Genomic DNA, 22250 nt, shown 5'->3' on the forward strand with positions numbered 1-22250 from the left:
AGCAACAGGATGTTTGAAGGAAAAACGCGGGGCTTACTTGGCGGAGAAGGTCTTTTTAAACAGACGGATAGCGCTCCAGGCGCCGAAAGCGCGGCGCGACCAGCGGATCATCTTGCTGGGGTGGCGAATGCCGTACAGCGCCATGACGCTGGAACCGAGCACCAGATAGCGGCGCAGGCCAAACACCGTCTGCCAGCCGCGGTCGATGCGTTCGGTCTTCTCCAGCCACAGAGACTTGTGTTCGGCCAGATCCACGCGCTGTTGCTGGATCTGGCGAATCAGCCTCTCTTTTTTCCATGCCAGGTAGCGGCGGCGGCTCATGGCTCGCGCTCCAGTTCGGCGCGGTCGAGTTCCAGCTGCTTGCGCGTGGCGCCCAGCAACGTGGTGCGGCGGGCCTTGACCAGCGTCCAGATGGTGCCGACCACGGCCAGGAACAGCAGCACGCCGGTGGTGGCGCCCAGCGCCACCAGCCGGTAGACCGGATCGATGGCCCAGAAGATCAGGATCAGCAGGCTCATCAAACCGAAGGCGGTGAACAGCAGCGTCATACCGGCCATGATCAGCAGCTGAATGAGGTTGGCTTTCTCCTCTTCCAGCTCGACCACCGCCAGCCGGACACGGGTTTCCACCATGCCGACCAGGATCGTGATGATGCGCTGACCGATATCCAGGACCCCTTTAGCGGGGCCCTGCGCGCGCACTTGCGGTTGTTCAGCCATGATTAGCGACGCGCGAGCAGCACGCCCAGCACGACGCCGACTGCTGCGCCGATACCGATGCCGGTCCACGGGTTGTCGCGCACGTAGTCGTCGGCCTGGCCGGCGATCTGTTTGGTTTGCGAAGCCAGCTTGTCACCGGCGTCGCTCAGGCGAGCGCGGGTGTCTTTCAGCGCGCCTTCCGCTTTCGAACGCAGCTTCTCCAGCTCGGCTTTCGGCTTGTCGGTGGAGGAGTTCAGCACTTCCTCCAGCGTATCGGCTAAGGACTTCAGTTCAGCGCGTAAGTTTTCTGCATTTGAATCATGTGCCATGTGATTATTCCTTAACGTTTATTTCGACAGACTTTTAACATAGCGGATTTTTTCGCCGGAGCAAAGGGGTGATGACCAGCAGATAACACCAGACATCAATTCCATATGCTTAAGAAATCCCGTGTGATGGGGCTCTCATCGATAAATCCGCTGGTGTAAAAAAATTATTCCGCCTGGGCGCGTTTCAGCTCAGCCTGCGCTTCCGCCAGCTTTTGCTGCTTCTTGGCGACCTTGTCCAGCTTGCCGGTTTGCTGCGCATCTTTCAGCTCCTGCCGGCGCTCGTCGACCTTGCGCTGTTTCTCGGCGATATTTTTCTGGCGTTCGGCCTGCAGGCCGGCTTCGGTACAGTGAGTCTGCACTTCGCTCAGCGCTTTTTTCAGCCCGTCCACACGCTGGGTGTTGCCGTGTTGGGTGGCATAGTCGATTTGCTGTTGGATCTCTTGCGCTTTGGCGGCGCAGCCGCCCTCAGCGGCCGAAGCGAGCGCCGGCAGCGTGCAGAGTGGCAACAGCAGTAACAGTGAGTGGCGTAATTTCATCTTTCAGTTCCTTTTCATGGGATGCCTGAACGGGCATCCGCTTTCCTGACTGCCGAAGGCGGCAGCGCGAGAGGAGGGCGTTCGTCGCCGGCTGAAGTTATCCTTCAGCATAGTCATGAAACTGGCGCGCCCCCAAAGAATCAGCCGTGATTCAGTGCCGGTTGATTGATTATTGAGCTAAGCGATGCGAATGAAAATGAAGATAATGGCAATGAAAGGAAACCCCTTCATCTGAAGGGGGATTATCCCAGATTGAGTGGGGAACGCGCAAATTCGCGTACCCAATGCGATGGTACGGGGGATTCGCTCAACGCGATGTGGTAGCCGGGCGGCAGAATGGTTTGCAGCGCTTCGCGCGCCAGCAACTGCTGCTCCGGTGAATCCAGACGGATGACCAGGCCATCGCCTTCCGGCGTAATGCTTTTGATGCGGATGCCGCGCTCATCCAGGCGCTGGTAGACGTAAAAACCGTCGGGCAGCGACAGCCCTTGCTGGCCGGCGCGAATGCGCAGCTCGCTCTCGGTGCGCACCATGCAGGGCACCAACAGCGTCGCCAACGCCAGCAGGGCGAGCGCGATCATCAGGACGTATTGCCAGCGCGGGCGCTTTGCCGTCACGCCCCTTTCCCCGGGTTCTGGCCGCCGGCGCGTTTCTTGCGCCACAGCACGATCAGCGAGCCGACCAGCCCGACCACCAGCAACACCAGTGGCAACATCATCAGGCAGAACATCAGCTGATCTTCATACTTGCGGAACACCGGGGTTTTCCCCAGCGCGAAGCCCAGCGTCGTCAGGATCAAGACCCACAGCAGGCCGCTCATCCAGTTGAAGAACTGGAAGCGCGCGTTGCTCAGGCCGGACAGGCCGGCGATGGTCGGCAGCAGGGTGCGCACGAAGGCCAGGAAGCGGCCGACCAGCAGGGCGGAAAGCCCGTGGCGGTGGAACAGGTTGTGAGCGCGCTGGTGGTAATGGGCGGGCAGATGAGAAAGCCAGCCTTGCACCGTTCGCGTATTGCCGAGCCATCGGCCCTGGATATAGCTGACCCAGCACCCCAGGCTGGCGGCGACGGTCAGGATAACGATGGTCAATGGGAAGCCCATGGTGCCTTTGGCGATCAGCACGCCGACCAGGATCAGCAGGCTGTCGCCCGGCAGGAAAGCGGCCGGCAACAGGCCGTTTTCCAAAAACAGGATCATGAACAGCAGGATGTAGAGGGTCCACACCAACGAAGGGTTCGCCAGCGTCTCAAAATCCTGCTGCCACAAGGCATGTATCAGTTCTTTAATGATGTCCATCCGGTGTTCCTAAAACGTCATTGTTTATTTTTATCTCAGCGGTGGAGCGGGCGTGGGCTGAAAGCGCGCGGCGATCCTCTGTGCTGATAACGATGAAACGGCGTTGCTTTAAGGTTTCTAAGCGGTGCGACACCGGTCATAGGTGGTAAGTCAGCGTGCCACGGTACTGCATGTTACTTTCTTTCCAGCCGGCCTGTCGGCTCTGTTGCCTGGAGGCGTCCAGCCTCCAGTCGACCTGGGCAAGCCGGTTGCGGGCCGGGGTGTCCTGGCGGGGGAATCGAATTCGGTAGCCCGGCTCTGCGGCCAGGCTATAGACCGGCGCCGGCAGGGAGGACGCGAGCAGCGAACCGGGGAAAGAGTGCGCTCTGGGCAGCAGCAGCGGCAACTTGCCGGGGGCTTTGCGGCGCGCTTCGGCCGGCGCCCGATAGACATGATCATAGGGGGAAAGCGCCGGCTCCGCCAGCAGCGGCAGGCTGCTCAGCACGCTGGGGGTTGGCTTGGGGGACGCCACGCATAGCTGTTGGCCGGAGACCGAACCGGTCCAGCAGAAAACAGCAATCAGCATGGCAAACAACCAGCGCATTTATTCGCGTCCCGCCCCCGTAGCAATGGGTAAAAAAGTGGGCTAACTCTACCAAAATAGCACGATTGGCAACAGGGAAATCTACGTTGCCGACGGTGAAATAGTACACGGCAAACGGCGGTGACGGCATCGATTCAGCGGATTTTACATTACCTGACATAAGCCGACGGTTTTTGACCGCCGTGGCTATTTCGGCTCGTGGCTCACGCCATCCAGATGCACCACCGGGTTTTCGGCGAACAGGTAGCGATCGGCGTTGTATTCGAAGTCGTCGCTGGTGGCGTTGAACAGCATCTGCTTGGTGTTTTCCAGGTGCTGCCACATCGCCAGTTTGGCGGCGTAAGGATCTTTGCGCATCAGCGCCTTGAGGATCTGATCGTGATCGTCGCACCAGCTGGCGATCGAGCGCTCGTCGATATGCTCGTGCAGTTTCTTCCAGTAGGGGTTGTTGACCCGCTGCACCCACATTTTCTCCACGATGGTGGCCATGGCGGTGTTCTGGGTGGCCAGCGCCACCTGCACGTGGAACTTCAGATCCCACTGCGAGTCGCGGAAGCGATCCTCCTTGCGGGCGTGCTCCTGGATCTCCATCAGCTGCACGATATCCTGCTTGGTCACCTGGGTGGCGGCGAATTCGGCGATGTTGCTTTCGATCAGCTGGCGCGCCTGCAGCAGCTCGAACGGGCCGGCGGTGGCGAACTCGATGCTGTCGCCCGGCACCACCAGATGTTTTTGCTGGTTGGACACCACGTGGATCCCGGAGCCCTTGCGTACGTCCACATAGCCTTCCACTTCCAGCATGATGATCGCTTCGCGCACCACGGTGCGGCTGACGTTCATCTCTTCGGCGATGTATCGCTCGGCCGGCAGCTTGTCGCCAACCGGGTAGCGGCCGCTTTCGATACGTTGCTTAAGCTCGGCGGCCAGTTGCTGATACAGGCGTAGGGTTTCAGTGAATTCCATAGTGAATGCTCTATACGGTGCGGTGGGAAGGGGCGCGTGGCCATCGGATTTGTTATACCACTTATTCGGCACCGCTGCCAGAGGAGCAAAAGGCCCGGCGCGGCGGCCGGGCGGCGGGATCAGCTGCGCGCCGGGGCCGGCTGCAGCGCGGCCGGCTGCGCTTCGGCGGCCGGGCGGTTTTGCAGCACCGTCCAGATGACGATGGCGCCGAGAATGTCGAACACCGACAGCGCGGCGAACAGCGGGCTGAAACCGAGGGTGTCCGCCAGGGCGCCGACCACCAGGGCGAACAGCGTGCTGGCGGTCCAGGCCGCCATGCCGGTCAGGCCGTTGGCGGTCGCCACCTCATTGCGGCCAAACACGTCGGAAGAGAGGGTGATCAGTGCGCCGGACAGTGCCTGATGGGCGAAACCGCCGACGCACAGCAGCGCGATAGCCGCGTAAGGGCTGGTGAACAGGCCGATCATGCCGGGGCCAATCATCAACACCGCCCCCATCGTCACCACCAGCTTGCGCGAGACGATCAGATTGACCTTGAAATACTTCTGGAACAGCGGCGGCAGGTAGCCGCCGACGATGCAGCCGAGATCGGCGAACAGCATCGGCATCCAGGCGAACATGGCGATCTCTTTCAGATTAAAGCCGTAGGCCTTGAACATGAACAGTGGGATCCAGGCGTTGAAGGTGCCCCAGGCCGGTTCCGCCAGAAAGCGCGGCAGCGCGATGCCCCAGAACTGGCGGTTGCGCACGATCTGCCAGGCGGACATCTTTTTGGCGTTTGAGGTCTGGTGCTGCGCTTCCTGGCCTTCGAGGATGTAACGGCGCTCTTCCTGGCTCAGTTTCTTCTGATCTTTCGGGTGTTTGTAGAACAGCAGCCAGCAGATGGCCCAGATCAGGCTCAGCACGCCGGTGATGATGAACGCCATTTCCCAGCTGTGCGCCACGATGGCCCATACCACCAGCGGCGGGGCGATCATGCCGCCGATCGACGAACCGACGTTGAAATAGCCGACGGCGATCGAACGTTCTTTGGCCGGAAACCACTCGCTGCTGGCCTTCAGCCCGGCGGGGATCATCGCCGCCTCGGCCATGCCGACCGCGCCGCGCGCCAGCGCCAGGCCGCCCCAGCTGTTGGCCAGCGCGGTGCCCATGCAGAACAGCGCCCACAGAATGGCGAACATGGCGTAGCCGACCTTGGTGCCCAGCACGTCCAGCACATAGCCCGCCACCGGCTGCATCACGGTGTAGCAGGCGGAATAGGCGGCGACGATATAGGAATACTGTTGGGTGGTGATGTGCAGCGTATCTTCCAGCGTCGGCGCCGCCACGGCGATGGCGTTGCGGGTCAGGTAACCCAGCACGGTGCCGACGGTCACCAGCCCGATCATGTACCAGCGTAACCCTTTAATTTTACGCATCCGAAATGTCTCCCCGTTTGAAGGTATGGCCGGCGATGCGGCTGGCGAGACAATAACCTGTCATACAGGTTTAAAAGTTGAGTGATATCACAAAAGGAATTATTCGCCTGAGCGATACTGTCGCCAGTGAAATAGGGCGTTTATGCCGCACATCTGTCGTAAAAACGAGCGAAAAAGGGATTGGAGGACAGCAAAACGGCAGATGGCGGGAAAAATTTGCTGGACGCTTGCTAAAATTGGTGTGATAACTTTTGTGATTCTATCCCTGTGCCGCACGGCAAGTAAGGAGCCCGAGATGGCGACGTTTTTGAGCGAAGATTTCCTGCTGGACAGCGAATTTGCCCGGCGTTTGTACCATGACTACGCGGCGCACCAGCCGATTTTCGATTACCACTGCCATTTGCCGCCGCAGCAGATCGCGGAGAATACCCGTTTCAGCAACCTGTACGATATCTGGCTGCGGGGCGATCACTACAAATGGCGGGCGATGCGCACCAACGGCGTGGCAGAGCGGCTGTGCACCGGCGATGCGGGCGATCGCGAGAAATTCGACGCCTGGGCCGCCACGGTGCCGCACACCATCGGCAACCCGCTCTATCACTGGACGCACCTGGAGCTGCGTCGGCCGTTCGGCATCACGGGAACGCTGCTGTCGCCGAGCACGGCGGATGAGATCTGGCAGCGCGGCAATGCGCTGCTGGCGCAGGATGAGTTTCGCGCGCGCGGCATCATGCGGCAGATGAAGGTGAAAATGGTCGGCACCACCGACGATCCGATTGACGATCTGCGCCACCATCGGGCGATCGCCGACGATCATAGCTTCGATATCAAGGTGTTGCCGAGCTGGCGGCCGGACAAGGCCTTCGCCATCGATGCGCCCGGCTTCAACGACTATCTGCGGCAGCTGGAAGCGGCGGCGGACACCGCCATCGGCCGCTTCAGCACGCTGTGCGACGCCCTGTACAAGCGCATGGATCACTTCGCCGCCCACGGCTGCAAGGTGGCCGACCACGCGCTGGACGTAGTGGTGTTCGGCGAGGCCGATGAAGCGACGCTGGATGCGATCCTGCTGCGTCGCCTGAACGGCGAGCTGCCGACGTGGGAACAGAGCGCGCAGTTCAAAAGCGCGGTGCTGCTGTTCCTGGCCGGCGAATACCGGCGCCGCGGCTGGGTGCAGCAGTATCACATCGGCGCGCTGCGCAATAACAACAGCCGCATGCTGGCCGCCATCGGGCCGGATATTGGCTTCGACTCGATCAACGATCGGCCGCTGGCGGAGCCGCTTTCGCGGCTGCTGGATGCCCAGACGCGGCAGGGCGGCCTGCCGAAAACCATTCTCTATTGCCTCAACCCGCGTGATAACGAAGTGATCGGCACCATGATCGGCAATTTCCAGGGGGAAGGCACACCGGGCAAGATGCAGTTCGGCTCCGGCTGGTGGTTCAACGATCAGAAGGACGGCATGCAGCGCCAAATGACGCAGCTGGCGCAGCTCGGGCTGCTGAGCCGCTTCGTCGGCATGCTGACCGACAGCCGCAGCTTCCTGTCGTATACGCGTCATGAGTACTTCCGTCGCATTCTTTGCCGGATGATCGGCCGCTGGGTGACGGACGGCGAAGCGCCGGCTGATATCGCGCTGCTGGGCGAGATGGTGAAAAACATCTGCTTCGACAACGCCAAAGACTATTTCGCCATTGACCTGGCGTAGCCGTTATCCGGAACCGTTTATGCAAAGTACGATAAAGATTCACGCGCAGGATAACGTGGCGGTGGCGCTGCGCGACCTGGCCGCCGGAGAAACGGTTGAGCTGGCAGGCGCGGCCGTTCCGCTGGCGCAGCCGGTGGCGCGCGGGCACAAGTTTGCGCTCGGCCCGATCGCCGAAGGCGAGGACATCATCAAATATGGCCAGCCGATCGGCCACGCGCTGGTGGCTATCGGCCCCGGGGAGCATATTCATTCGCAAAACGCCAAAACCAACCTGAACGATCTGGACAGCTACCGTTACCAGCCGCAGTTCCCGACGTTGCCGCCGCAGGCGGCGGATCGCGAGGTGCAGCTGTACCGCCGGGCAGGCGGCGACGTGGGGATCCGCAACGAACTGTGGATCGTGCCGACCGTCGGCTGCGTCAACGGTATCGCCCGCCAGATCCAGCAGCGCTTTTTGCAGCAAACGCAGGCGGAGGGGATCGACGGCGTGTATCTGTTCAGCCATCCGTTCGGCTGCTCGCAGCTGGGGCAGGATCATGCCAACACCCGCATCATGCTGCAAAACATGGCGCGCCATCCCAACGCCGGCGCGGTGCTGGTGATTGGGCTGGGCTGCGAGAACAATCAGGTGGATGCCTTTCGCGCCACGCTGGGGATGGCGGACGAGCGACGGCTGCGTTTTATGGTGTGCCAACAGCAGGACGACGAGGTGGAAGCCGGGCTGGCGCTGTTGCACGAGCTGTACCGGGAGATGCGCCACGATCGCCGCGAGCCGGGCCGCCTGAGCGAGCTGAAGTTCGGCCTGGAGTGCGGCGGTTCGGACGGATTGTCGGGCATCACCGCCAACCCGCTGCTGGGGCGCTTTTCCGACTATGTGATCGCCAACGGCGGCACCACGGTGCTGACCGAAGTGCCGGAGATGTTCGGCGCCGAGCGCATTCTGATGAGCCGCTGCCGCGATGGGGAGACCTTCGGCAAAACCGTCGATATGATCAACGATTTCAAACGCTATTTCATCGCCCATCAACAGCCGATATACGAGAATCCGTCGCCGGGCAACAAGGCCGGCGGCATTACCACGCTGGAAGAGAAATCGCTCGGCTGCACCCAGAAAGCGGGCCTGAGCCCGGTGGTGGACGTGTTGAAGTACGGTGAGCGGCTGCACGTGCCGGGGCTGAATCTGCTCAGCGCGCCGGGCAACGATGCGGTGGCGACCAGCGCGCTGGCCGGTGCCGGCTGCCATATGGTGCTGTTCAGCACCGGGCGCGGCACGCCGTACGGCGGCTTTGTACCGACGGTGAAGCTGGCCACCAACAGCGAGCTGGCGGCGAAGAAACCCCATTGGATCGATTTCGACGCCGGCAGCCTGATCCACGGCGTGGCGATGGAGACCTTGCTCGGCCGCTTCGTCGATCTGATCGTCGAGATCGCCAACGGCCGCCCGGCGCGCAATGAAGCCAACGATTTCCGCGAGCTGGCGATCTTCAAAAGCGGGGTGACGCTGTAAGGCTGACAAAAAAGGCGCTCGAAAGAGCGCCTTATCGATGCCGCCAGGTGGGATTAACGCACCTTCAGCGGGTCCTCGTCCGCCAGCCGTTGATCTTCCGCCTGGCAGGCCGCGGCGGTGAACAGCACGTCGGTGGAGGAGTTGAGGGCGGTTTCCGCCGAATCCTGCAGCACGCCGATGATAAAGCCCACCGCCACCACCTGCATCGCCACGTCGTTCGGGATGCCGAACATGTTGCACGCCAGCGGGATCAGCAGCAGTGAGCCGCCGGCCACGCCGGAGGCGCCGCAGGCGCACAGGGCGGCCACCACGCTCAGCAGCAGGGCGGTCGGGACGTCCACCGCGATGCCCAGGGTGTTCACCGCCGCCAGCGTCAGTACGGTGATGGTGATCGCTGCACCGGCCATGTTGATGGTGGCGCCCAGCGGGATGGAAACGGAGTAGGTGTCCTCATTCAGGTTCAGCTTCTTGCACAGCTCCATGTTCACCGGGATGTTGGCGGCGGAGCTGCGGGTGAAGAAGGCGGTCACGCCGCTCTCGCGCAGGCAGGCGAACACCAGCGGATACGGATTGCGGCGGATCTTCCAGTAAACGATCAGCGGGTTGAGCACCAGCGCCACCAGCAGCATGCAGCCGAGCAGCACCATCAGCAGCTGGGCGTAGCCCCACAGCACGCCGAAGCCGGTTTCCGCCAGCGTGGAGGCCACCAGGCCGAAGATGCCGAGCGGCGCACAGCGGATCACCGCACGCACCACCAGCGTAACCGCATGGGACATGTCGTTGATCAGCCCCTTGGTGGTTTCGGAAGCGTGGCGCAGCGCCAGCCCCAGCCCGACGGCCCAAGCCAGAATGCCGATGTAGTTGGCGTTAATCAGCGCATGGAACGGGTTAGCCACCACGCTCAGCAGCAGACCCTTCATCACGTCTACGATGCCGCCCGGCGGGGTGATGTCGGTCGCGCCGGTGGTCAGCGCCAGCGTGGAAGGGAAGATAAAGCTGACGATGACCGCCACCAGCGCCGCGGCGAAGGTGCCCAGCAGGTAGAGGAACAGGATCGGGCGAATGTTGGTTTTCTGCCCCTGTTTATGGTTGGCGATCGAGGCCATCACCAGAATCAGCACCAGCAGCGGCGCAACCGCTTTCAGCGCGCCGACGAACAGGGTGCCGAGCAGGCCGACCGCCGCCGCCGCCGCCGGCGAAACCAGCGCCACCAGAATGCCGGCCACCAGACCGGCCATGATTTGTTTGACCAGGCTACCCTGCGAGATCCTTTGTAGTAGTTTTTGCATAGTGCTTTCTTCCTGATGTTATCTGGCCACCGCGGCGGGAACGTGCGCCGGGCAACTTTATAAGATTCTGTAACTAAGTGTGTTTGCCGAATCAGTATTCAGCAATCGAATGATGTTGGAAAGAGGCGAGGATGAAATTCTAAGCGCGGATCAATACTTGATAACATACTGGTTACATTTGTGTGATCGCAATAACGTTTGGCGTTTGGGGGGAATTGCCAAACAATCGCGGGGCGACTAGCGCCCCGGATAACAGATTGTGGTTATTTCTTCGCCAGGCGATCGTTGCGGCGATTGACCCAGGCATTGATCAGCAGGGTGAGCGTCAGGATGCCCGCCACCACGCCGAGCGACATGCCGATCGGGATGTGGAAGAAGTCGATAATCAGCATCTTGATGCCGATAAACACCAGGATCACCGACAGGCCGTATTTCAGCATCGAGAAACGCTCCGCCACGTTGGCCAGCAGGAAGTACATGGCGCGCAGGCCCATGATGGCGAACAGGTTGGAGGTCAGGACGATGAACGGATCGGTGGTCACGGCGAAGATCGCCGGAATGCTGTCCACCGCGAAGATCACGTCGCTCAGTTCGACCAGGATCAGCACCAGCACCAGCGGGGTGGCGAACAGCAGGCCGTTGCGGCGCACGAAGAAGCGCTCGCCTTCCAGGCTGTCGGTCATGCGCAGGTGGCTGCGCAGCCATTTCACCAGCGGCTTGTCGCCGATCGCCGAGTCATCCTCCTTCGCCAGCGCCATCTTGATACCGGTGAACAGCAGGAAGGCGCCGAACAGATACAGCAGCCACTGGAACTGGCTGACCAGCCAGCTGCCGGCGAAGATCATGATGGTGCGCAGCACGATCGCGCCCAGCACGCCGTAGATCAGCACCCGCCGCTGCAGGTTGGCCGGCACGGCGAAGTAGCTGAACAGCATCAGCCAGACGAACACGTTATCCACCGCCAGCGCTTTTTCGATCAGGTAGCCGGTCAGGAAGGCCAGCGCCTGGGTATCGGCGACGGCGCGCCCGGCGGTTTCATTCAGGTAGTACCAGAAACCGAAATTGAACAGCAGGGAGAGGCTGACCCACACCAGCGACCAGCTGGCGGCCTGCTTCAGGGTCATGGTGTGCGCGCCTTTACGGCCCTGCAACAGGAGGTCGATTGCGAGCATCACGACTATGACGGCGGCGAAGCTGCCCCATAACCACGGTGTGCCAACGGTATTCATCATCAGAGGTATCCTTCAAAAACAAAAACGGCCAACGTCGGAAGACGCCAGCCGCTCTGTGAACGCTGCAAGCAAACCTCGCCTTCCGGCAAGGTCTCACTTACAACGTTGATGAAGGTGGTTACACCTTTGACATCAGGTTGCCCGGTAACCGGATGCTTGCGCATCGTAATGACGATTGACCGGCAATGAAGTTACTCCCCTTTGCAGAGCAGAAAGTAATGCAAAATATCTCGGCGGTCAACGTGAATCGCGTTAGCCGGCCATCGCTTTTTGCGCGCCGAGGCTAACGACGAATCCCTGCAGCAGCAGGCGGCTGAACGGCGTGTCGCTAACCTGTTGTTGTTGCTGTTGATAGCGGGCCTGCTGCTCGGGATGCAGTTCGCCAAGCCACTGCAGATACTGGCTCATCACCGCGCCGTTGAATTCCGGATGGAACTGGGTGGTCAGGGCGTGATCGCCATAGCGCAGGATCTGGTGCGCGTCCTGCTGCGAACGCGCCAGCGTCTGCGCGCCGACGGGTGGCGTCAGCACGCTCTGCGCATGGATAAGATTGGCCTTGAAACGCGGCGGCAGCAGGGTGAGCCGCCGATCGTCGGCTGCGGCGGGCAGCAGTTCGATCTCCAGCGTACCCACCTCCATGCCCTGCGGGTGGTAGCCCACTTCGCCGCCGAGCGCGTAGGCCAGCAGCTGGTGGCCGTAGCAGACGCCGAACAACGGCAGTTTGATCGCCATCGCCTGACGCAGCCATTCGGCGGCTTCCTCGCTCCACGGCAGCTGTTCGGTCACCATCGCCGGCGATCCGGTGATGACTACGCCGCAATAGGCGGCCGGCGGCAACGGCCGTTCGCCGGCGGGCAGATGCACGATGTGTGCACGTTCGGCGTCGATGTTTCCCTGTTGCAGGAACATACCTTCAAAGTTGGCCAGTTCCTGACGAATGGTCTGCGGCGCATCGCCGGTTTGCATCACGAGCAGCGGTTTCATTTCATTCTCCGTCGGCGGGGAAGACGACGCCGGTCTGGCGGCGGATGTCGGTCAGCAGGCGGGCGACGATCAGCGAATTTTCCAGCCCCGGATGTTCCACCTGATGTTTCTCAACCAACTCGGCGAAGGCCAGCGCTTCATACAGCATGGTGTTGATGTGCTGCGGTTGGCTCAGATCCTGGCGGTTGCCGCCGCGCGGCGTCAGCGCCACGCCCTGGCACTCGGAAATCTTGTCGATAATCAGCGTGCCTTCTTCCCCCTGGATCTCGCTGGGGATCGCCGAGTCGCTGACCTTGGAATGGGAGAGCGTAACGTCGAAATCGCCGTAGTTCAGGCAGACGGTGCCGTGGGCGTCCACGCCGGTATCGAGCAGCGTGGCGCAGGCCAGCACCGACTGCGGCGCACCGAACAGCGCTACCGCGCTGGCCAGACAGTAGTAGCCGATGTCCATGATCGAGCCGTTGGAGAACTGCGGGTTAAAGGTGTTGGGGTTCTCGCCGGCGAGATAGCGCGGGTAGCGCGAAGAGTATTGGCAATAGTTGATAAAGGCTTTGCGCAGCCGGCCGACTTTCGGCAACGCCTGCCGCAGCGCCAGGAAGTTCGGCAGATAGGCGCTTTTGAACGCCTCGAACAGCACCACCTGATTTTCCCGCGCGCAGGCCACCAGCCTTTCCGCTTCGCGCAGGTTGGAGGCCAGCGGTTTTTCGCAGATCACGTGCTTTTTATGGCGCAGGAACAGCAGCGATTGCGGGCAATGCAGGGAATTGGGGCTGGCGATATACACCGCGTCGAGGGCATCGGACTGGGCCATCGCCTCGAGCGAGTCGAAAAACTGCGAGACCTGATACTGGGCGCCAAACGCCTGCGCCTGGTCCAGCGAGCGTGAATACACGGCGCTCAGCTTGAGTTTGCCGCTTTCATGGGCGGCATCGATAAAACGTTCCGTAATCCAGTTGGTACCGACGACGGCAAAGCGAATCATGGCGAGCTCCGGTCCAGGCCTAAAAAACGCAGATTATCACGCCCTCACTCGCTATGCATACAGCTCGCCGAACAACGAAAGGTGCGTCAGATACAGCCGGGTATCGAACTCCAGCTGGTGGTAATCCGGCTCCATATGGCAGCACAGGCTGTAGAACGCCTTGTTGTGATCTTTCTCTTTCAGGTGCGCCAGCTCATGCACCACGATCATGCGCAGGAAGGGTTCGGGCGCGACCTTGAACACCGTCGCCACGCGGATTTCCGCCTTGGCCTTCAGCTTGCCGCCCTGCACGCGCGAGATGGCGGTGTGCAGGCCAAGCGCGTGCTTCATGACGTGGATCTTGCTGTCGTAGGCCACCTTGCTCAGCGGCTGGGCGTTGCGCAGATACTGGTTTTTCAGATCGACGGTAAACTGATACAGCGACTTGTCGGTGGTGCAGTCGTGCACCTGCGGATAGCGCTGCAGCAGCACGTCTCCCAGCCGGTTCTGATGGATCAGTTGCTGCACCTGGCTTTGCAGATGCGTTGGGTAGCCTTGCAGGTAGGTCAATTCAGACATTCTTGTTCCGTATCAACGGCCATTCAGCCGGTCATTCTATGCTGTTTTTTCGCTCAAATCCTGGCATACGCAATTTATCCGAAAAAACATTTTACTGACGGGCGTTTTTAGGGGATAAACAGCCCAAATTTTATCAGTCAGGAGGGGCAATGAGCCAACTCGATCTGGGAACACAGCAACTTGAGCTGGAGCGTTATCCCCAACAGGAAGAATCCACCCAACTGCAGGCGTGGGAAGCGGCGGACGAATATCTGCTGCAACAGCTTGAAAACGTAGATATCGGCGGCCGTCCGGTGCTGATTTTCAACGATAACTTCGGCACCCTGGCCTGTGCGCTGCACGCGCATCGCCCTTACAGCGTCAGCGACTCGTACATGAGCCAACTGGCGACGCGCCACAACCTGAAGCTCAACGGATTGGATCCCGAGCAGGTCACGCTGCTGGACAGCCTGGCCGAGCTGCCGGCGGCGCCGGCGGTGGTGTTGATTCGCGTGCCGAAGGCGCTGGCGCTGCTGGAGCAGCAGCTGCGTGCGCTGCGCCACGTCGTGACTGAAGACACGCTGATCGTCGCCGGCGCCAAGGCGCGCGACGTGCATACCTCGACGATGCAGCTGTTTGAAAAGGTGCTGGGCCCGACGCGCACCAGCCTGGCGTGGAAGAAAGCGCGCCTGATCTTCTGCCAGGCGGCGGACATCGTCCCACCGGCGGCGGCGGAAACCACCGACTGGACGCTGGACGGTACCGATTGGCTGATCCACAACCACGCCAACGTCTTCTCGCGCGGCAGCCTGGATATCGGCGCGCGCCTGTTTATGGAACATCTGCCGCGCGGGCTGAACGGCCATATCGTCGATCTGGGCTGCGGTAACGGCGTGATTGGCCTGACGGCGCTGGCGCAAAACCCGGAAGCGCAGGTGACCTTCGTCGATGAATCTTACATGGCGGTGGCCTCCAGCGAGCTGAACGTGGAGCATAACCTGCCGCAAGAGCTGGATCGTTGCCAGTTTGAGGTGAACAACGCGCTGGCGGGCATCGAGCGCGAAAGCGTGCAGGCGGTGCTGTGCAACCCGCCGTTCCACCAGCAGCACGCGATTACCGATCACACCGCCTGGCAGATGTTCTGCGACGCCAAACGCTGCCTGCAGGTGGGCGGCGAGTTGCGCATCGTTGGCAACCGCCACCTCGACTATCACCAGAAGCTCAAGCGTCTGTTCGGCAACTGTACGCTGGTGGCCTCGAACAAGAAGTTCGTGATCTTGAGAGCGGTGAAATCCGGCGCGCGTCGCTGAGTGAATAACAAGGGGCGCCGGGCGCCCCTTTTTTACAGCGCCATCGCCAGCCGCGTACCCTGATCGATCGCGCGGCGGGCGTCCAGCTCGGCGGCCACGTCGGCGCCGCCGATCAGATGCACGGTTTTCCCCATCGCCAGCAGCGGTTGCTGCAGCTCGCGGCGCGGTTCCTGCCCGGCGCAGATGATCACCGTGTCTACCGGCAGACAGCTGTCCTGCTCGGCGCGGGTGATGTGCAGCCCTTCGTCGTCGATCAGCCGATAGCTGACGCTGTTGAGCATCTTCACGCCGCGCATCGCCAGGCTGGCGCGGTGGATCCAACCGGTGGTTTTCCCCAGGCCTTCGCCCACTTTGCTGGTTTTGCGCTGCAGCAGATAGATTTGCCGCGCGGCGCGCGGTGCCTGCGGCCCTTGCGCCGCCAGCCCGCCGCGCTGCTCAAGGCGGCCGTCGATGCCCCATTCGCGGTTGAATTCCGCCTGATCCAGGCTGCTGGGCACGCCGTGCTGGCTGAGGTACTCGGCGGTGTCGAAGCCGATGCCGCCGGCACCGACGATCGCCACCCGCTGGCCGACCGGTTTTTTATCGCGCAGCACGTCCAGATAGCTCAGCACCTTGGCGTGGCCGATGCCGGGGATGTCCGGCGTGCGCGGCACGATGCCGCAGGCGAGGATCACCTCGTCGAATTCGCTTAAATCCGCCGCCTCGACCTTGACGCCCAGCCTGACCGTCACTTCGCGCAGCGCCAGCTGGCGGCGGAAGTAACGCAGGGTTTCATGGAATTCTTCCTTGCCGGGGATCTGCTTGGCGATGTTGAACTGGCCGCCGATCTGATCGGCCGCGTCGAACAGCGTCACCTGATGGCCGCGGCTGGCAGCGGTGGTGGCGAAGGCCAGCCCGGCGGGGCCGGCGCCGATCACCGCCAGCTTTTTCGGTTTCTCCGCCATCGTCAGCGGCATTTCGGTTTCGCGGCAGGCGCGCGGGTTGACCAGGCAGGACGTCAGCTTGCCTTCAAAAATCTGGTCGAGACAGGCCTGGTTGCAGCCGATGCAGGTATTGATCTCGTCGGCGCGCCCTTCGGCGGCTTTTTGCACAAAGGCGGCGTCGGCGAGGAACGGGCGCGCCATCGACACCATGTCGGCGCAGCCGTCCGCCAGCACCTGCTCGGCCACCGCCGGATCGTTGATGCGGTTGGTGGTGATCAGCGGAATGCCGACCTTGCCCATCAGCTTGCGGGTCACCCAGCTGAACCCGGCGCGCGGCACCATGGTAGCGATGGTCGGGATGCGCGCCTCGTGCCAGCCGATGCCGGTGTTGATGATCGTGGCACCCGCCTGTTCGACCGCCAGCGCCAGCTGTTCGATCTCCTGCCAGCTGGAGCCGTCTTCCACCAGATCGAGCATCGACAGCCGGTAGATCAGAATGAATTCCGCGCCCACCGCCTGGCGCACCGCCCGCACGATCTCGACGGCGAAGCGCATGCGGTTGGTGAAGCTGCCGCCCCAGCGGTCGTCGCGCTGGTTGGTGCGCGCCGCCAAAAATTGGTTGATCAGGTAGCCTTCGGACCCCATCACCTCAACGCCGTCGTAGCCGGCCTGTTGCGCCAGCGCCGCGCAGCGGGCGAAGTCGGCGATGGTCTGCTCGATCTCCGCTTCGCTCAGCGCGCTTGGCGCGAAGGGATTGATCGGCGCCTGCAGCGCGGAAGGGCCTACCGGGTGCGGCTGATAGCTGTAGCGGCCGGCATGCAGGATCTGCAGCGCTATCTTGCCGCCTGCGTGATGAACGGCCTCGGTGACCGGCCGATGGTGAGGCAGCTGCGCCTCGTCGTTAAGGGTGGAGCCGCCGCGATACACCACGCCTTTGTCGTTGGGCGCGATGCCGCCGGTGACGATTAGCGCCACGCCGGCGGCGGCGCGCTCGGCATAGAACGCGGCCAGGCGCTGTGGGCCATCGGGCAGCTCTTCCAGGCCGGTATGCATCGATCCCATCAGCACCCGGTTTTTCAGGGTGGTGAAGCCGAGATCCAGCGGCGCCAGCAGGTGAGGGTAATTGCTCATTGCACTCTCCATCGGGTGAAATCGGGGCCCGTTGTTATAATTATGTGAACACAAGTGGTCGGATGAGATAAATCTAGCCGTTGTCGCGCCGCTTGGGAATCTGCGTTGTGCCGAATGTGATAGACGTCATGAATCTCAGACACCGTTTGCATAACGAACAAAAGATCGGTTAACCTTTGCGCGCTGTAAATTCCTTCTCTCTGCGGAGCCATAACCGAAAATGAACAACCACGCCTGTTGATATCGGGTCCCACGCTGTGCGCACCCGCGCCCTGTGGGGATGTTTTGATCTCATTCAGGAGTGCTTATGGCTCATTTTGCGCAGTCCCCTTATTTCGTTTTACATCAACTGACCTGCCAATTTGCTGACGGCGAAACGCTGTTCGGCCCGCTGGATCTCGCGTTCGATCGGTCGCGCTATGGCCTGGTGGGGCGCAACGGCGTCGGCAAAACCCAGCTGCTGCGCCTGATCGCCGGGCGGGATCGGCCGGGCAGCGGGCACGTCGAATCCCATGCCGTATTGGCTTACGTTGCGCAGCAGCCGGAGATCGCGGCGGGCACCACGTTGGCGCAGCTGCTGGGCTACGGTGAAGTCTTCGCCGCGCTGGCGCGCATCGAGCAGGGGCGGCCGCTGGCGGACGACATCGATCGTCTGGAAGGGCGCTGGGATCTCAACGATCGCCTGCAAAGCGCCTTTGCCGCCGCCGGATTGCCGGCCTTCGAGCCGCTGCGAGCCGCAAGCTCACTGAGCGGCGGCGAACGGATGCGCGCGGCGCTGTGCGGCGCTTTGCTGGGGGAGGCGGATTATCTGCTGCTGGACGAACCGACCAACCACCTCGACAGCGCCGGGCGCGCCTGGTTGTATCAGCAGCTGGATCAGTGGCGCGGCGGGCTGCTTGTCGCCAGTCATGACCGGCAGCTGCTGGGGCATATGGAGCGCATCGTCGAACTGACGCCCGGCGCGCTGCGCAGCTACGGCGGCAACTACGACGACTACCGGCGCCAGCGCGACACGGAGCAGCAGGCGGCGCGCGCCGATCTGGAGCATGCGCGCGAGGAGCGCCGCCGCACCCGCGCCCGTCAGCAGAAAGAGCACGACATGAGCCAGCGGCGCTCGGCGCAAACGCTGCGCGTCGTCGATACGCTGAATATCGCCTCCTTCGAGCGGGTGGCCTACAAATCGGCGGCGAAGGAGAGCCTCGGCACGCTGCGCAAACAGCATCAGGATCAGCGCGACAGCCTCGATGCGGCGGTACGCGAGGCCTATCAGCGGGTGGAGGACGAGCAGCCGGTGTTGCTGGCGCTGCCGGGCAGCGAAGTGAGCGCGAACAAGCAGGTGCTGGTGCTCGAGCAGCTGCAGCTGCCGTTCGTCAGCGCGCCGCCGCTGGATCTGCGTATCGACGGCCCGATGCGCGTGGCCTTGACCGGCCCCAACGGCTGCGGCAAATCCACCTTGTTGAAGACCGTTCTCGGTCAGCTGACGGCGCTTTCCGGCTATTGCCATTGCCCACTGTCGACGGCCTACCTCGATCAAACCTTGTCGCAGTTCGACCCGAGTCTGTCGGTGATGGACCATCTGGGGCTGCAGGATTCGCCGCTGGCGGAAGGCGCGTTGCGCACCCGGCTGGCGCAGCTGCAGCTTGGCGCCGATCGCATCGCGCTGCCGCTGGGCTCGCTGAGCGGCGGCGAGCGGCTCAAAGCGGCGCTGGCCTGCGCGCTGTGGCGGCGACAACCGGCGCAGCTGCTGTTGCTGGACGAACCGACCAACCACCTGGATCTTACGTCGTCGCTGGCGATCGAAACCGCCCTGGCGGATTTCCCCGGCGCGATGCTGGTGGTATCGCACGACGAAGACTTCCTGCAGGCGCTGCGGCCGACGCACCGCCTGCACCGGCAGACGGACGGCTGGCGGCTTCAGGCCTGGTAACGCGCGAAGGCGGCCTTAAGGGGCCGCCTTTTTCATCTCAGGCGCGTTAATGCACGCCAGCAGTTGGGTGAAGGCCGAGGCCATCAGCTCTTCCGGCACGCAGGCAAACCCCATCAGCAGGCCGCGCCGGCGGTTGGGCAGCATGTAGTAGCGCGATAGCGGCCGCACCAGCACCCCCTGCGTGGCGGCGGCGGCGGCGATCGCCACGTCGTCGGCCTCGTCCGGCAGGTTGAGGATCAGGTGCAATCCGGCGTTGCTGTTGAATTCGCTGAGCGCCTGTTTGCCGAGGTGCTGTTCGATCAATCCGGTCAGGAAGGCGCGGCGCCGGGCGTACAGCAACCGCATGCGGCGGATATGCGCGGTGTAGTGCCCCGCCTGAATAAACTCCGCCAGCGCGCTCTGGATCAGCAGGTGCCCGCCGCGGTACAGCTCGGCGTGGGCGGTTTTCAGCGCCTGTACCAGCGGCGGCGGCAACACTACATAGCCGAGGCGCAGCGCCGGGTAGAGCGTTTTGCTGAAAGTGCCGATGTAAATCACCGGCGCGTCGGCCTCCAGCCCTTGCAGCGCCGGGATCGGTTGGCCGGAAAAGCGGAATTCGCTGTCGTAGTCGTCCTCGACGATCCAGCCGCCGGCGTTGCGCGCCAGCGCCAGCAGCCGTTGGCGGCGCGCCAGGCTCATCACCGAGCCGAGCGGATACTGGTGCGACGGGGTGACGAAGATCAGCCGCGGCGGGTTGGTCGGCTGCTCCGGCGGCACCAGCCCGGCTTCGTCCACCGCCAGCGGGCAGATGTTCAGCGCATTGATGCGCAGGATATTGCGGATCCCCCAATAGCCTGGCTCTTCTATCCAGGCGTCATCCCCCGGATTGCACAACATGCGCGTCACCAGATCGATCGCCTGATGGATGCCCTCGGTGATCAGGATCTGTTCCGGCGAGCAGCGCACCGAGCGCGCCACCCGTAAATATTCTACCAGCGCATGCTGCAGCTCCGGGCTACCGCCCTGATTGCTGTAGGTCAGCCGCTGCGGCGCCGGGCGGCGGCTGAGCCGCGCCTGGATCTTGCTGAACAGCTGGTGGGGAAAGGCATTGACGTCGGGCACGCCGGGAATGAACGCCCCCCACTGTTTGGGGCTGGCGCTGGCGTGGTGCAGCAGCGTGGCGCCGCGCTCAGACAGTTCGACGCGGCGCGGTTGCCCACTGCCGTCCGCCGGGGCGCCGCCGGTGGAGAGGCAGCTGTCCGGCACCGTGTCGGCGACGAAGGTGCCGCTGCCGGCGCGCGCCGACACGTAACCTTCCGCCAGCAGTTGTTCATAAACGGTTAACACGGTGTTGCGTGACAGGCTGAGCTCCTGCGCCAGATCGCGCGAGGCGGGCAGGCGGCTGGAGGGCGGCAGGCTGCCGTCGAGAATGCTGGTGCGGATCGCGTTGTAAAGCCGCTTGTGCAGCTTGTCATCGGGCTGCTCGCCGAGGCGCTGCAGCAACAGATCACCACTCAATGAGCGCAATTGGATCCCTCAATTATTCGTAACTGGCACTCGATTATAGGGCCACATCCTGTGTAAATAAACGGCATTGTTTCACGAATGTGAACGAAACGTGTAACTGGCACCGACCGGAGAGAGCAGCATGAAAAACGCAGAATTGAACCAACGCCGTCAGGACGCTACCCCGCGCGGAGTGGGCGTGATGTGTGGTTTTTACGCCGAACGCGCAGAGAACGCCACGCTGTGGGATGTGGAAGGCAAAGAAGTGATCGATTTCGCCTCGGGGATCGCCGTGCTGAACACCGGCCACCGTCATCCGAAGGTGATCGCCGCGATTGAAAAGCAGCTGCAGGCCTTCACCCACACCGCCTATCAGATCGTTCCTTACGAAAGCTATGTCTCGCTGGCGGAGCGCATCAACCAGCGCGCGCCGATCGCCGGCCCGTGTAAAACCGCCTTCTTCACCACCGGCGCGGAAGCGGTGGAAAACGCGGTGAAGATCGCCCGTGCTTACACCGGCCGCCCGGGGTTGATTACCTTCGGCGGCGGCTTCCACGGCCGCACCTATATGACCATGGCGCTGACCGGCAAAGTGGCACCTTACAAACTGGGCTTTGGCCCATTCCCCGGCTCGGTGTTCCACGGCCAGTACCCGAACGCGCTGTACGGCGTGACCACCGAAGATGCGATGAACAGCCTGGATCGCCTGTTTAAAGCGGATATCGATCCCAAGCAGGTGGCGGCGATCGTGCTGGAGCCGGTGCAGGGCGAAGGCGGCTTCAACGTGGCGCCGGCCGAGTTCATGCAGGCGCTGCGCGCGCTGTGCGACCAGCATGGCATCCTGCTGATCGCCGACGAAGTGCAGACCGGCTTCGCCCGTACCGGCAAGCTATTCGCCATGGAGCACTACAGCGTTAAACCGGATCTGATCACCATGGCGAAAAGCCTGGCGGGCGGCATGCCGCTGTCGGCGGTGGCGGGCCGCGCCGAGGTGATGGATGCGCCGGCGCCGGGCGGGCTGGGCGGTACCTACGCCGGTAACCCGCTGGCGGTGGCTGCGGCGCACGCGGTGCTGGACGTGATCGACGAAGAGCAGCTGTGCCAGCGCGCCCAGCGCTTGGGGCAGCACCTGGTGGAAGTGTTGCAGCAGGCGGGCAAAACCAGCCCGGCGATCGCCGATGTGCGCGCGCAAGGCTCGATGGTGGCGGTGGAGTTCAACGATCCGGCTACCGGCAAGCCTTCGGCGGAGATCACCCGTCAGGTGCAGCAGAAGGCGATGGAGGAAGGGCTGTTGCTGCTGAGCTGCGGCGTGAACGGCAACGTGATCCGCTTCCTGTACCCGCTGACCATCCCGGACGATCAGTTCACCAAGGCGATGGGCATCCTGTCTCGCGCGCTGGCCCACTAAGGAGCG

22 protein-coding genes are annotated in these 22250 nt (G+C 62.5%); 6 read left to right on the forward strand and 16 right to left on the reverse strand.

Annotated features, from left to right (window positions below; genetic code table 11):
* Positions 1–33 precede the first annotated feature (33 nt).
* The 9 genes from M6G53_RS17695 to M6G53_RS17735 all read right to left on the reverse strand — a co-directional run bounded on the left by M6G53_RS17695 (position 34) and on the right by M6G53_RS17735 (position 5821).
* Positions 34–321 carry a YqjK-like family protein gene (locus M6G53_RS17695; protein WP_253333387.1) on the reverse strand — a complete coding sequence of 96 codons (288 nt, stop codon included), beginning with the start codon at positions 319–321 and terminating at the stop codon, positions 34–36.
* Entirely contained in the window at positions 318–719 is a 402-nt protein-coding gene (locus M6G53_RS17700) for a phage holin family protein (RefSeq protein WP_015379160.1), read from the reverse strand. Before M6G53_RS17700 ends, M6G53_RS17695 begins: the two co-directional genes overlap by 4 nt.
* 2 nt (positions 720–721) lie before the next feature.
* Positions 722–1027 (reverse strand): ElaB/YgaM/YqjD family protein, encoded by a 306-nt coding sequence (locus tag M6G53_RS17705; protein ID WP_253333389.1) that lies wholly within the window; start codon positions 1025–1027, stop codon positions 722–724.
* A gap of 164 nt (positions 1028–1191) precedes the next feature.
* Positions 1192–1563: a DUF1090 domain-containing protein gene (locus M6G53_RS17710; RefSeq protein ID WP_253333391.1), complete on the reverse strand. Its 372-nt coding sequence runs from the start codon at positions 1561–1563 to the stop codon at positions 1192–1194.
* Between the two features lie 242 nt (positions 1564–1805).
* Complete coding sequence (gene mzrA / locus M6G53_RS17715; RefSeq protein ID WP_366519504.1) at positions 1806–2180, reverse strand: EnvZ/OmpR regulon moderator MzrA; 375 nt, start codon at positions 2178–2180, stop codon at positions 1806–1808.
* The gene (locus tag M6G53_RS17720; protein ID WP_253333393.1) at positions 2177–2857 is read right to left on the reverse strand and encodes a DedA family protein; all 681 of its coding nucleotides are present in this window, start codon (positions 2855–2857) and stop codon (positions 2177–2179) included. The genes mzrA and M6G53_RS17720 overlap by 4 nt, the downstream gene beginning before the upstream one ends.
* Positions 2858–2993: 136 nt before the next feature.
* On the reverse strand, positions 2994–3440 hold the full coding sequence (locus M6G53_RS17725; protein ID WP_253333395.1) for a hypothetical protein: 447 nt from the start codon (positions 3438–3440) through the stop codon (positions 2994–2996).
* A 186-nt stretch (positions 3441–3626) separates the two neighbouring features.
* Positions 3627–4403 carry a transcriptional regulator ExuR gene (gene exuR, locus M6G53_RS17730; protein WP_253333397.1) on the reverse strand — a complete coding sequence of 259 codons (777 nt, stop codon included), beginning with the start codon at positions 4401–4403 and terminating at the stop codon, positions 3627–3629.
* A 119-nt stretch (positions 4404–4522) separates the two neighbouring features.
* Positions 4523–5821 (reverse strand): MFS transporter, encoded by a 1299-nt coding sequence (locus M6G53_RS17735; RefSeq protein ID WP_253333399.1) that lies wholly within the window; start codon positions 5819–5821, stop codon positions 4523–4525.
* Between the two features lie 77 nt (positions 5822–5898).
* Here M6G53_RS17735 and M6G53_RS17740 point away from each other — a divergent pair, with 77 nt between their 5' ends.
* The 3 genes from M6G53_RS17740 to M6G53_RS17750 are packed head-to-tail and all read left to right on the forward strand — an operon-like array spanning position 5899 to position 9036.
* The gene (locus M6G53_RS17740) at positions 5899–6066 is read left to right on the forward strand and encodes a hypothetical protein (RefSeq protein WP_253333401.1); all 168 of its coding nucleotides are present in this window, start codon (positions 5899–5901) and stop codon (positions 6064–6066) included.
* Positions 6067–6116: 50 nt separating this feature from the next.
* Positions 6117–7529 (forward strand): glucuronate isomerase, encoded by a 1413-nt coding sequence (gene uxaC, locus M6G53_RS17745; RefSeq protein ID WP_253333403.1) that lies wholly within the window; start codon positions 6117–6119, stop codon positions 7527–7529.
* A 19-nt stretch (positions 7530–7548) separates the two neighbouring features.
* Complete coding sequence (locus M6G53_RS17750) at positions 7549–9036, forward strand: UxaA family hydrolase (protein WP_253333405.1); 1488 nt, start codon at positions 7549–7551, stop codon at positions 9034–9036.
* 53 nt (positions 9037–9089) lie between these two features.
* On the opposite strand, the gene sstT is transcribed toward M6G53_RS17750, so the two are convergent.
* From sstT to M6G53_RS17775, 5 genes are all read right to left on the reverse strand, one after another.
* Positions 9090–10325, reverse strand: coding sequence for a serine/threonine transporter SstT (gene sstT / locus M6G53_RS17755; RefSeq protein WP_253333407.1), 1236 nt, complete (start codon positions 10323–10325; stop codon positions 9090–9092).
* A gap of 263 nt (positions 10326–10588) precedes the next feature.
* Positions 10589–11557, reverse strand: a complete 969-nt coding sequence (locus M6G53_RS17760; RefSeq protein WP_301286248.1) for a TerC family protein — start codon at positions 11555–11557, stop codon at positions 10589–10591.
* Between the two features lie 252 nt (positions 11558–11809).
* Positions 11810–12541 (reverse strand): glutamine amidotransferase, encoded by a 732-nt coding sequence (locus tag M6G53_RS17765; protein ID WP_253333409.1) that lies wholly within the window; start codon positions 12539–12541, stop codon positions 11810–11812.
* Between the two features lies 1 nt (position 12542).
* The gene (locus M6G53_RS17770) at positions 12543–13523 is read right to left on the reverse strand and encodes a Gfo/Idh/MocA family protein (RefSeq protein ID WP_253333411.1); all 981 of its coding nucleotides are present in this window, start codon (positions 13521–13523) and stop codon (positions 12543–12545) included.
* A gap of 51 nt (positions 13524–13574) precedes the next feature.
* Positions 13575–14081 (reverse strand): M48 metallopeptidase family protein, encoded by a 507-nt coding sequence (locus tag M6G53_RS17775; RefSeq protein WP_004937154.1) that lies wholly within the window; start codon positions 14079–14081, stop codon positions 13575–13577.
* Between the two features lie 149 nt (positions 14082–14230).
* On the opposite strand from M6G53_RS17775, the gene rlmG reads away from it, so the two are divergent.
* Entirely contained in the window at positions 14231–15370 is a 1140-nt protein-coding gene (gene rlmG / locus M6G53_RS17780; RefSeq protein WP_015379148.1) for a 23S rRNA (guanine(1835)-N(2))-methyltransferase RlmG, read from the forward strand.
* Positions 15371–15402: 32 nt separating this feature from the next.
* Here rlmG and M6G53_RS17785 read toward each other — a convergent pair whose 3' ends face one another.
* Complete coding sequence (locus M6G53_RS17785) at positions 15403–17424, reverse strand: oxidoreductase (RefSeq protein WP_253333413.1); 2022 nt, start codon at positions 17422–17424, stop codon at positions 15403–15405.
* A 307-nt stretch (positions 17425–17731) separates the two neighbouring features.
* On the opposite strand from M6G53_RS17785, the gene M6G53_RS17790 reads away from it, so the two are divergent.
* Positions 17732–19351 (forward strand): ABC-F family ATP-binding cassette domain-containing protein, encoded by a 1620-nt coding sequence (locus tag M6G53_RS17790; RefSeq protein WP_253333415.1) that lies wholly within the window; start codon positions 17732–17734, stop codon positions 19349–19351.
* A 15-nt stretch (positions 19352–19366) separates the two neighbouring features.
* Here the strand turns inward: M6G53_RS17790 and pdxR are convergent, their stop codons facing one another.
* Positions 19367–20857, reverse strand: coding sequence for a MocR-like pyridoxine biosynthesis transcription factor PdxR (gene pdxR / locus M6G53_RS17795; protein ID WP_253333417.1), 1491 nt, complete (start codon positions 20855–20857; stop codon positions 19367–19369).
* A gap of 121 nt (positions 20858–20978) precedes the next feature.
* On the opposite strand from pdxR, the gene M6G53_RS17800 reads away from it, so the two are divergent.
* Positions 20979–22244, forward strand: coding sequence for a 4-aminobutyrate--2-oxoglutarate transaminase (locus M6G53_RS17800; RefSeq protein WP_253333419.1), 1266 nt, complete (start codon positions 20979–20981; stop codon positions 22242–22244).
* Positions 22245–22250: the final 6 nt, after the last annotated feature.

The sequence above is a fragment of the Serratia nevei genome, assembly GCF_024160145.1.
GTDB classification, from domain to species: Bacteria; Pseudomonadota; Gammaproteobacteria; order Enterobacterales; family Enterobacteriaceae; genus Serratia; species Serratia nevei_A.

Coding starts and splice junctions, on each gene's coding strand:
- M6G53_RS17695 (WP_253333387.1), bottom strand. CDS start 321: ATGAGCCGCCGCCGCTACCTGGCATGGAAAAAAGAGAGGCTGATTCGC.
- M6G53_RS17700 (WP_015379160.1), bottom strand. CDS start 719: ATGGCTGAACAACCGCAAGTGCGCGCGCAGGGCCCCGCTAAAGGGGTC.
- M6G53_RS17705 (WP_253333389.1), bottom strand. CDS start 1,027: ATGGCACATGATTCAAATGCAGAAAACTTACGCGCTGAACTGAAGTCC.
- M6G53_RS17710 (WP_253333391.1), bottom strand. CDS start 1,563: ATGAAATTACGCCACTCACTGTTACTGCTGTTGCCACTCTGCACGCTG.
- M6G53_RS17720 (WP_253333393.1), bottom strand. CDS start 2,857: ATGGACATCATTAAAGAACTGATACATGCCTTGTGGCAGCAGGATTTT.
- M6G53_RS17725 (WP_253333395.1), bottom strand. CDS start 3,440: ATGCGCTGGTTGTTTGCCATGCTGATTGCTGTTTTCTGCTGGACCGGT.
- exuR (WP_253333397.1), bottom strand. CDS start 4,403: ATGGAATTCACTGAAACCCTACGCCTGTATCAGCAACTGGCCGCCGAG.
- M6G53_RS17735 (WP_253333399.1), bottom strand. CDS start 5,821: ATGCGTAAAATTAAAGGGTTACGCTGGTACATGATCGGGCTGGTGACC.
- uxaC (WP_253333403.1), top strand. CDS start 6,117: ATGGCGACGTTTTTGAGCGAAGATTTCCTGCTGGACAGCGAATTTGCC.
- M6G53_RS17750 (WP_253333405.1), top strand. CDS start 7,549: ATGCAAAGTACGATAAAGATTCACGCGCAGGATAACGTGGCGGTGGCG.
- sstT (WP_253333407.1), bottom strand. CDS start 10,325: ATGCAAAAACTACTACAAAGGATCTCGCAGGGTAGCCTGGTCAAACAA.
- M6G53_RS17760 (WP_301286248.1), bottom strand. CDS start 11,557: ATGATGAATACCGTTGGCACACCGTGGTTATGGGGCAGCTTCGCCGCC.
- M6G53_RS17765 (WP_253333409.1), bottom strand. CDS start 12,541: ATGAAACCGCTGCTCGTGATGCAAACCGGCGATGCGCCGCAGACCATT.
- M6G53_RS17770 (WP_253333411.1), bottom strand. CDS start 13,523: ATGATTCGCTTTGCCGTCGTCGGTACCAACTGGATTACGGAACGTTTT.
- M6G53_RS17775 (WP_004937154.1), bottom strand. CDS start 14,081: ATGTCTGAATTGACCTACCTGCAAGGCTACCCAACGCATCTGCAAAGC.
- rlmG (WP_015379148.1), top strand. CDS start 14,231: ATGAGCCAACTCGATCTGGGAACACAGCAACTTGAGCTGGAGCGTTAT.
- M6G53_RS17785 (WP_253333413.1), bottom strand. CDS start 17,424: ATGAGCAATTACCCTCACCTGCTGGCGCCGCTGGATCTCGGCTTCACC.
- M6G53_RS17790 (WP_253333415.1), top strand. CDS start 17,732: ATGGCTCATTTTGCGCAGTCCCCTTATTTCGTTTTACATCAACTGACC.
- M6G53_RS17800 (WP_253333419.1), top strand. CDS start 20,979: ATGAAAAACGCAGAATTGAACCAACGCCGTCAGGACGCTACCCCGCGC.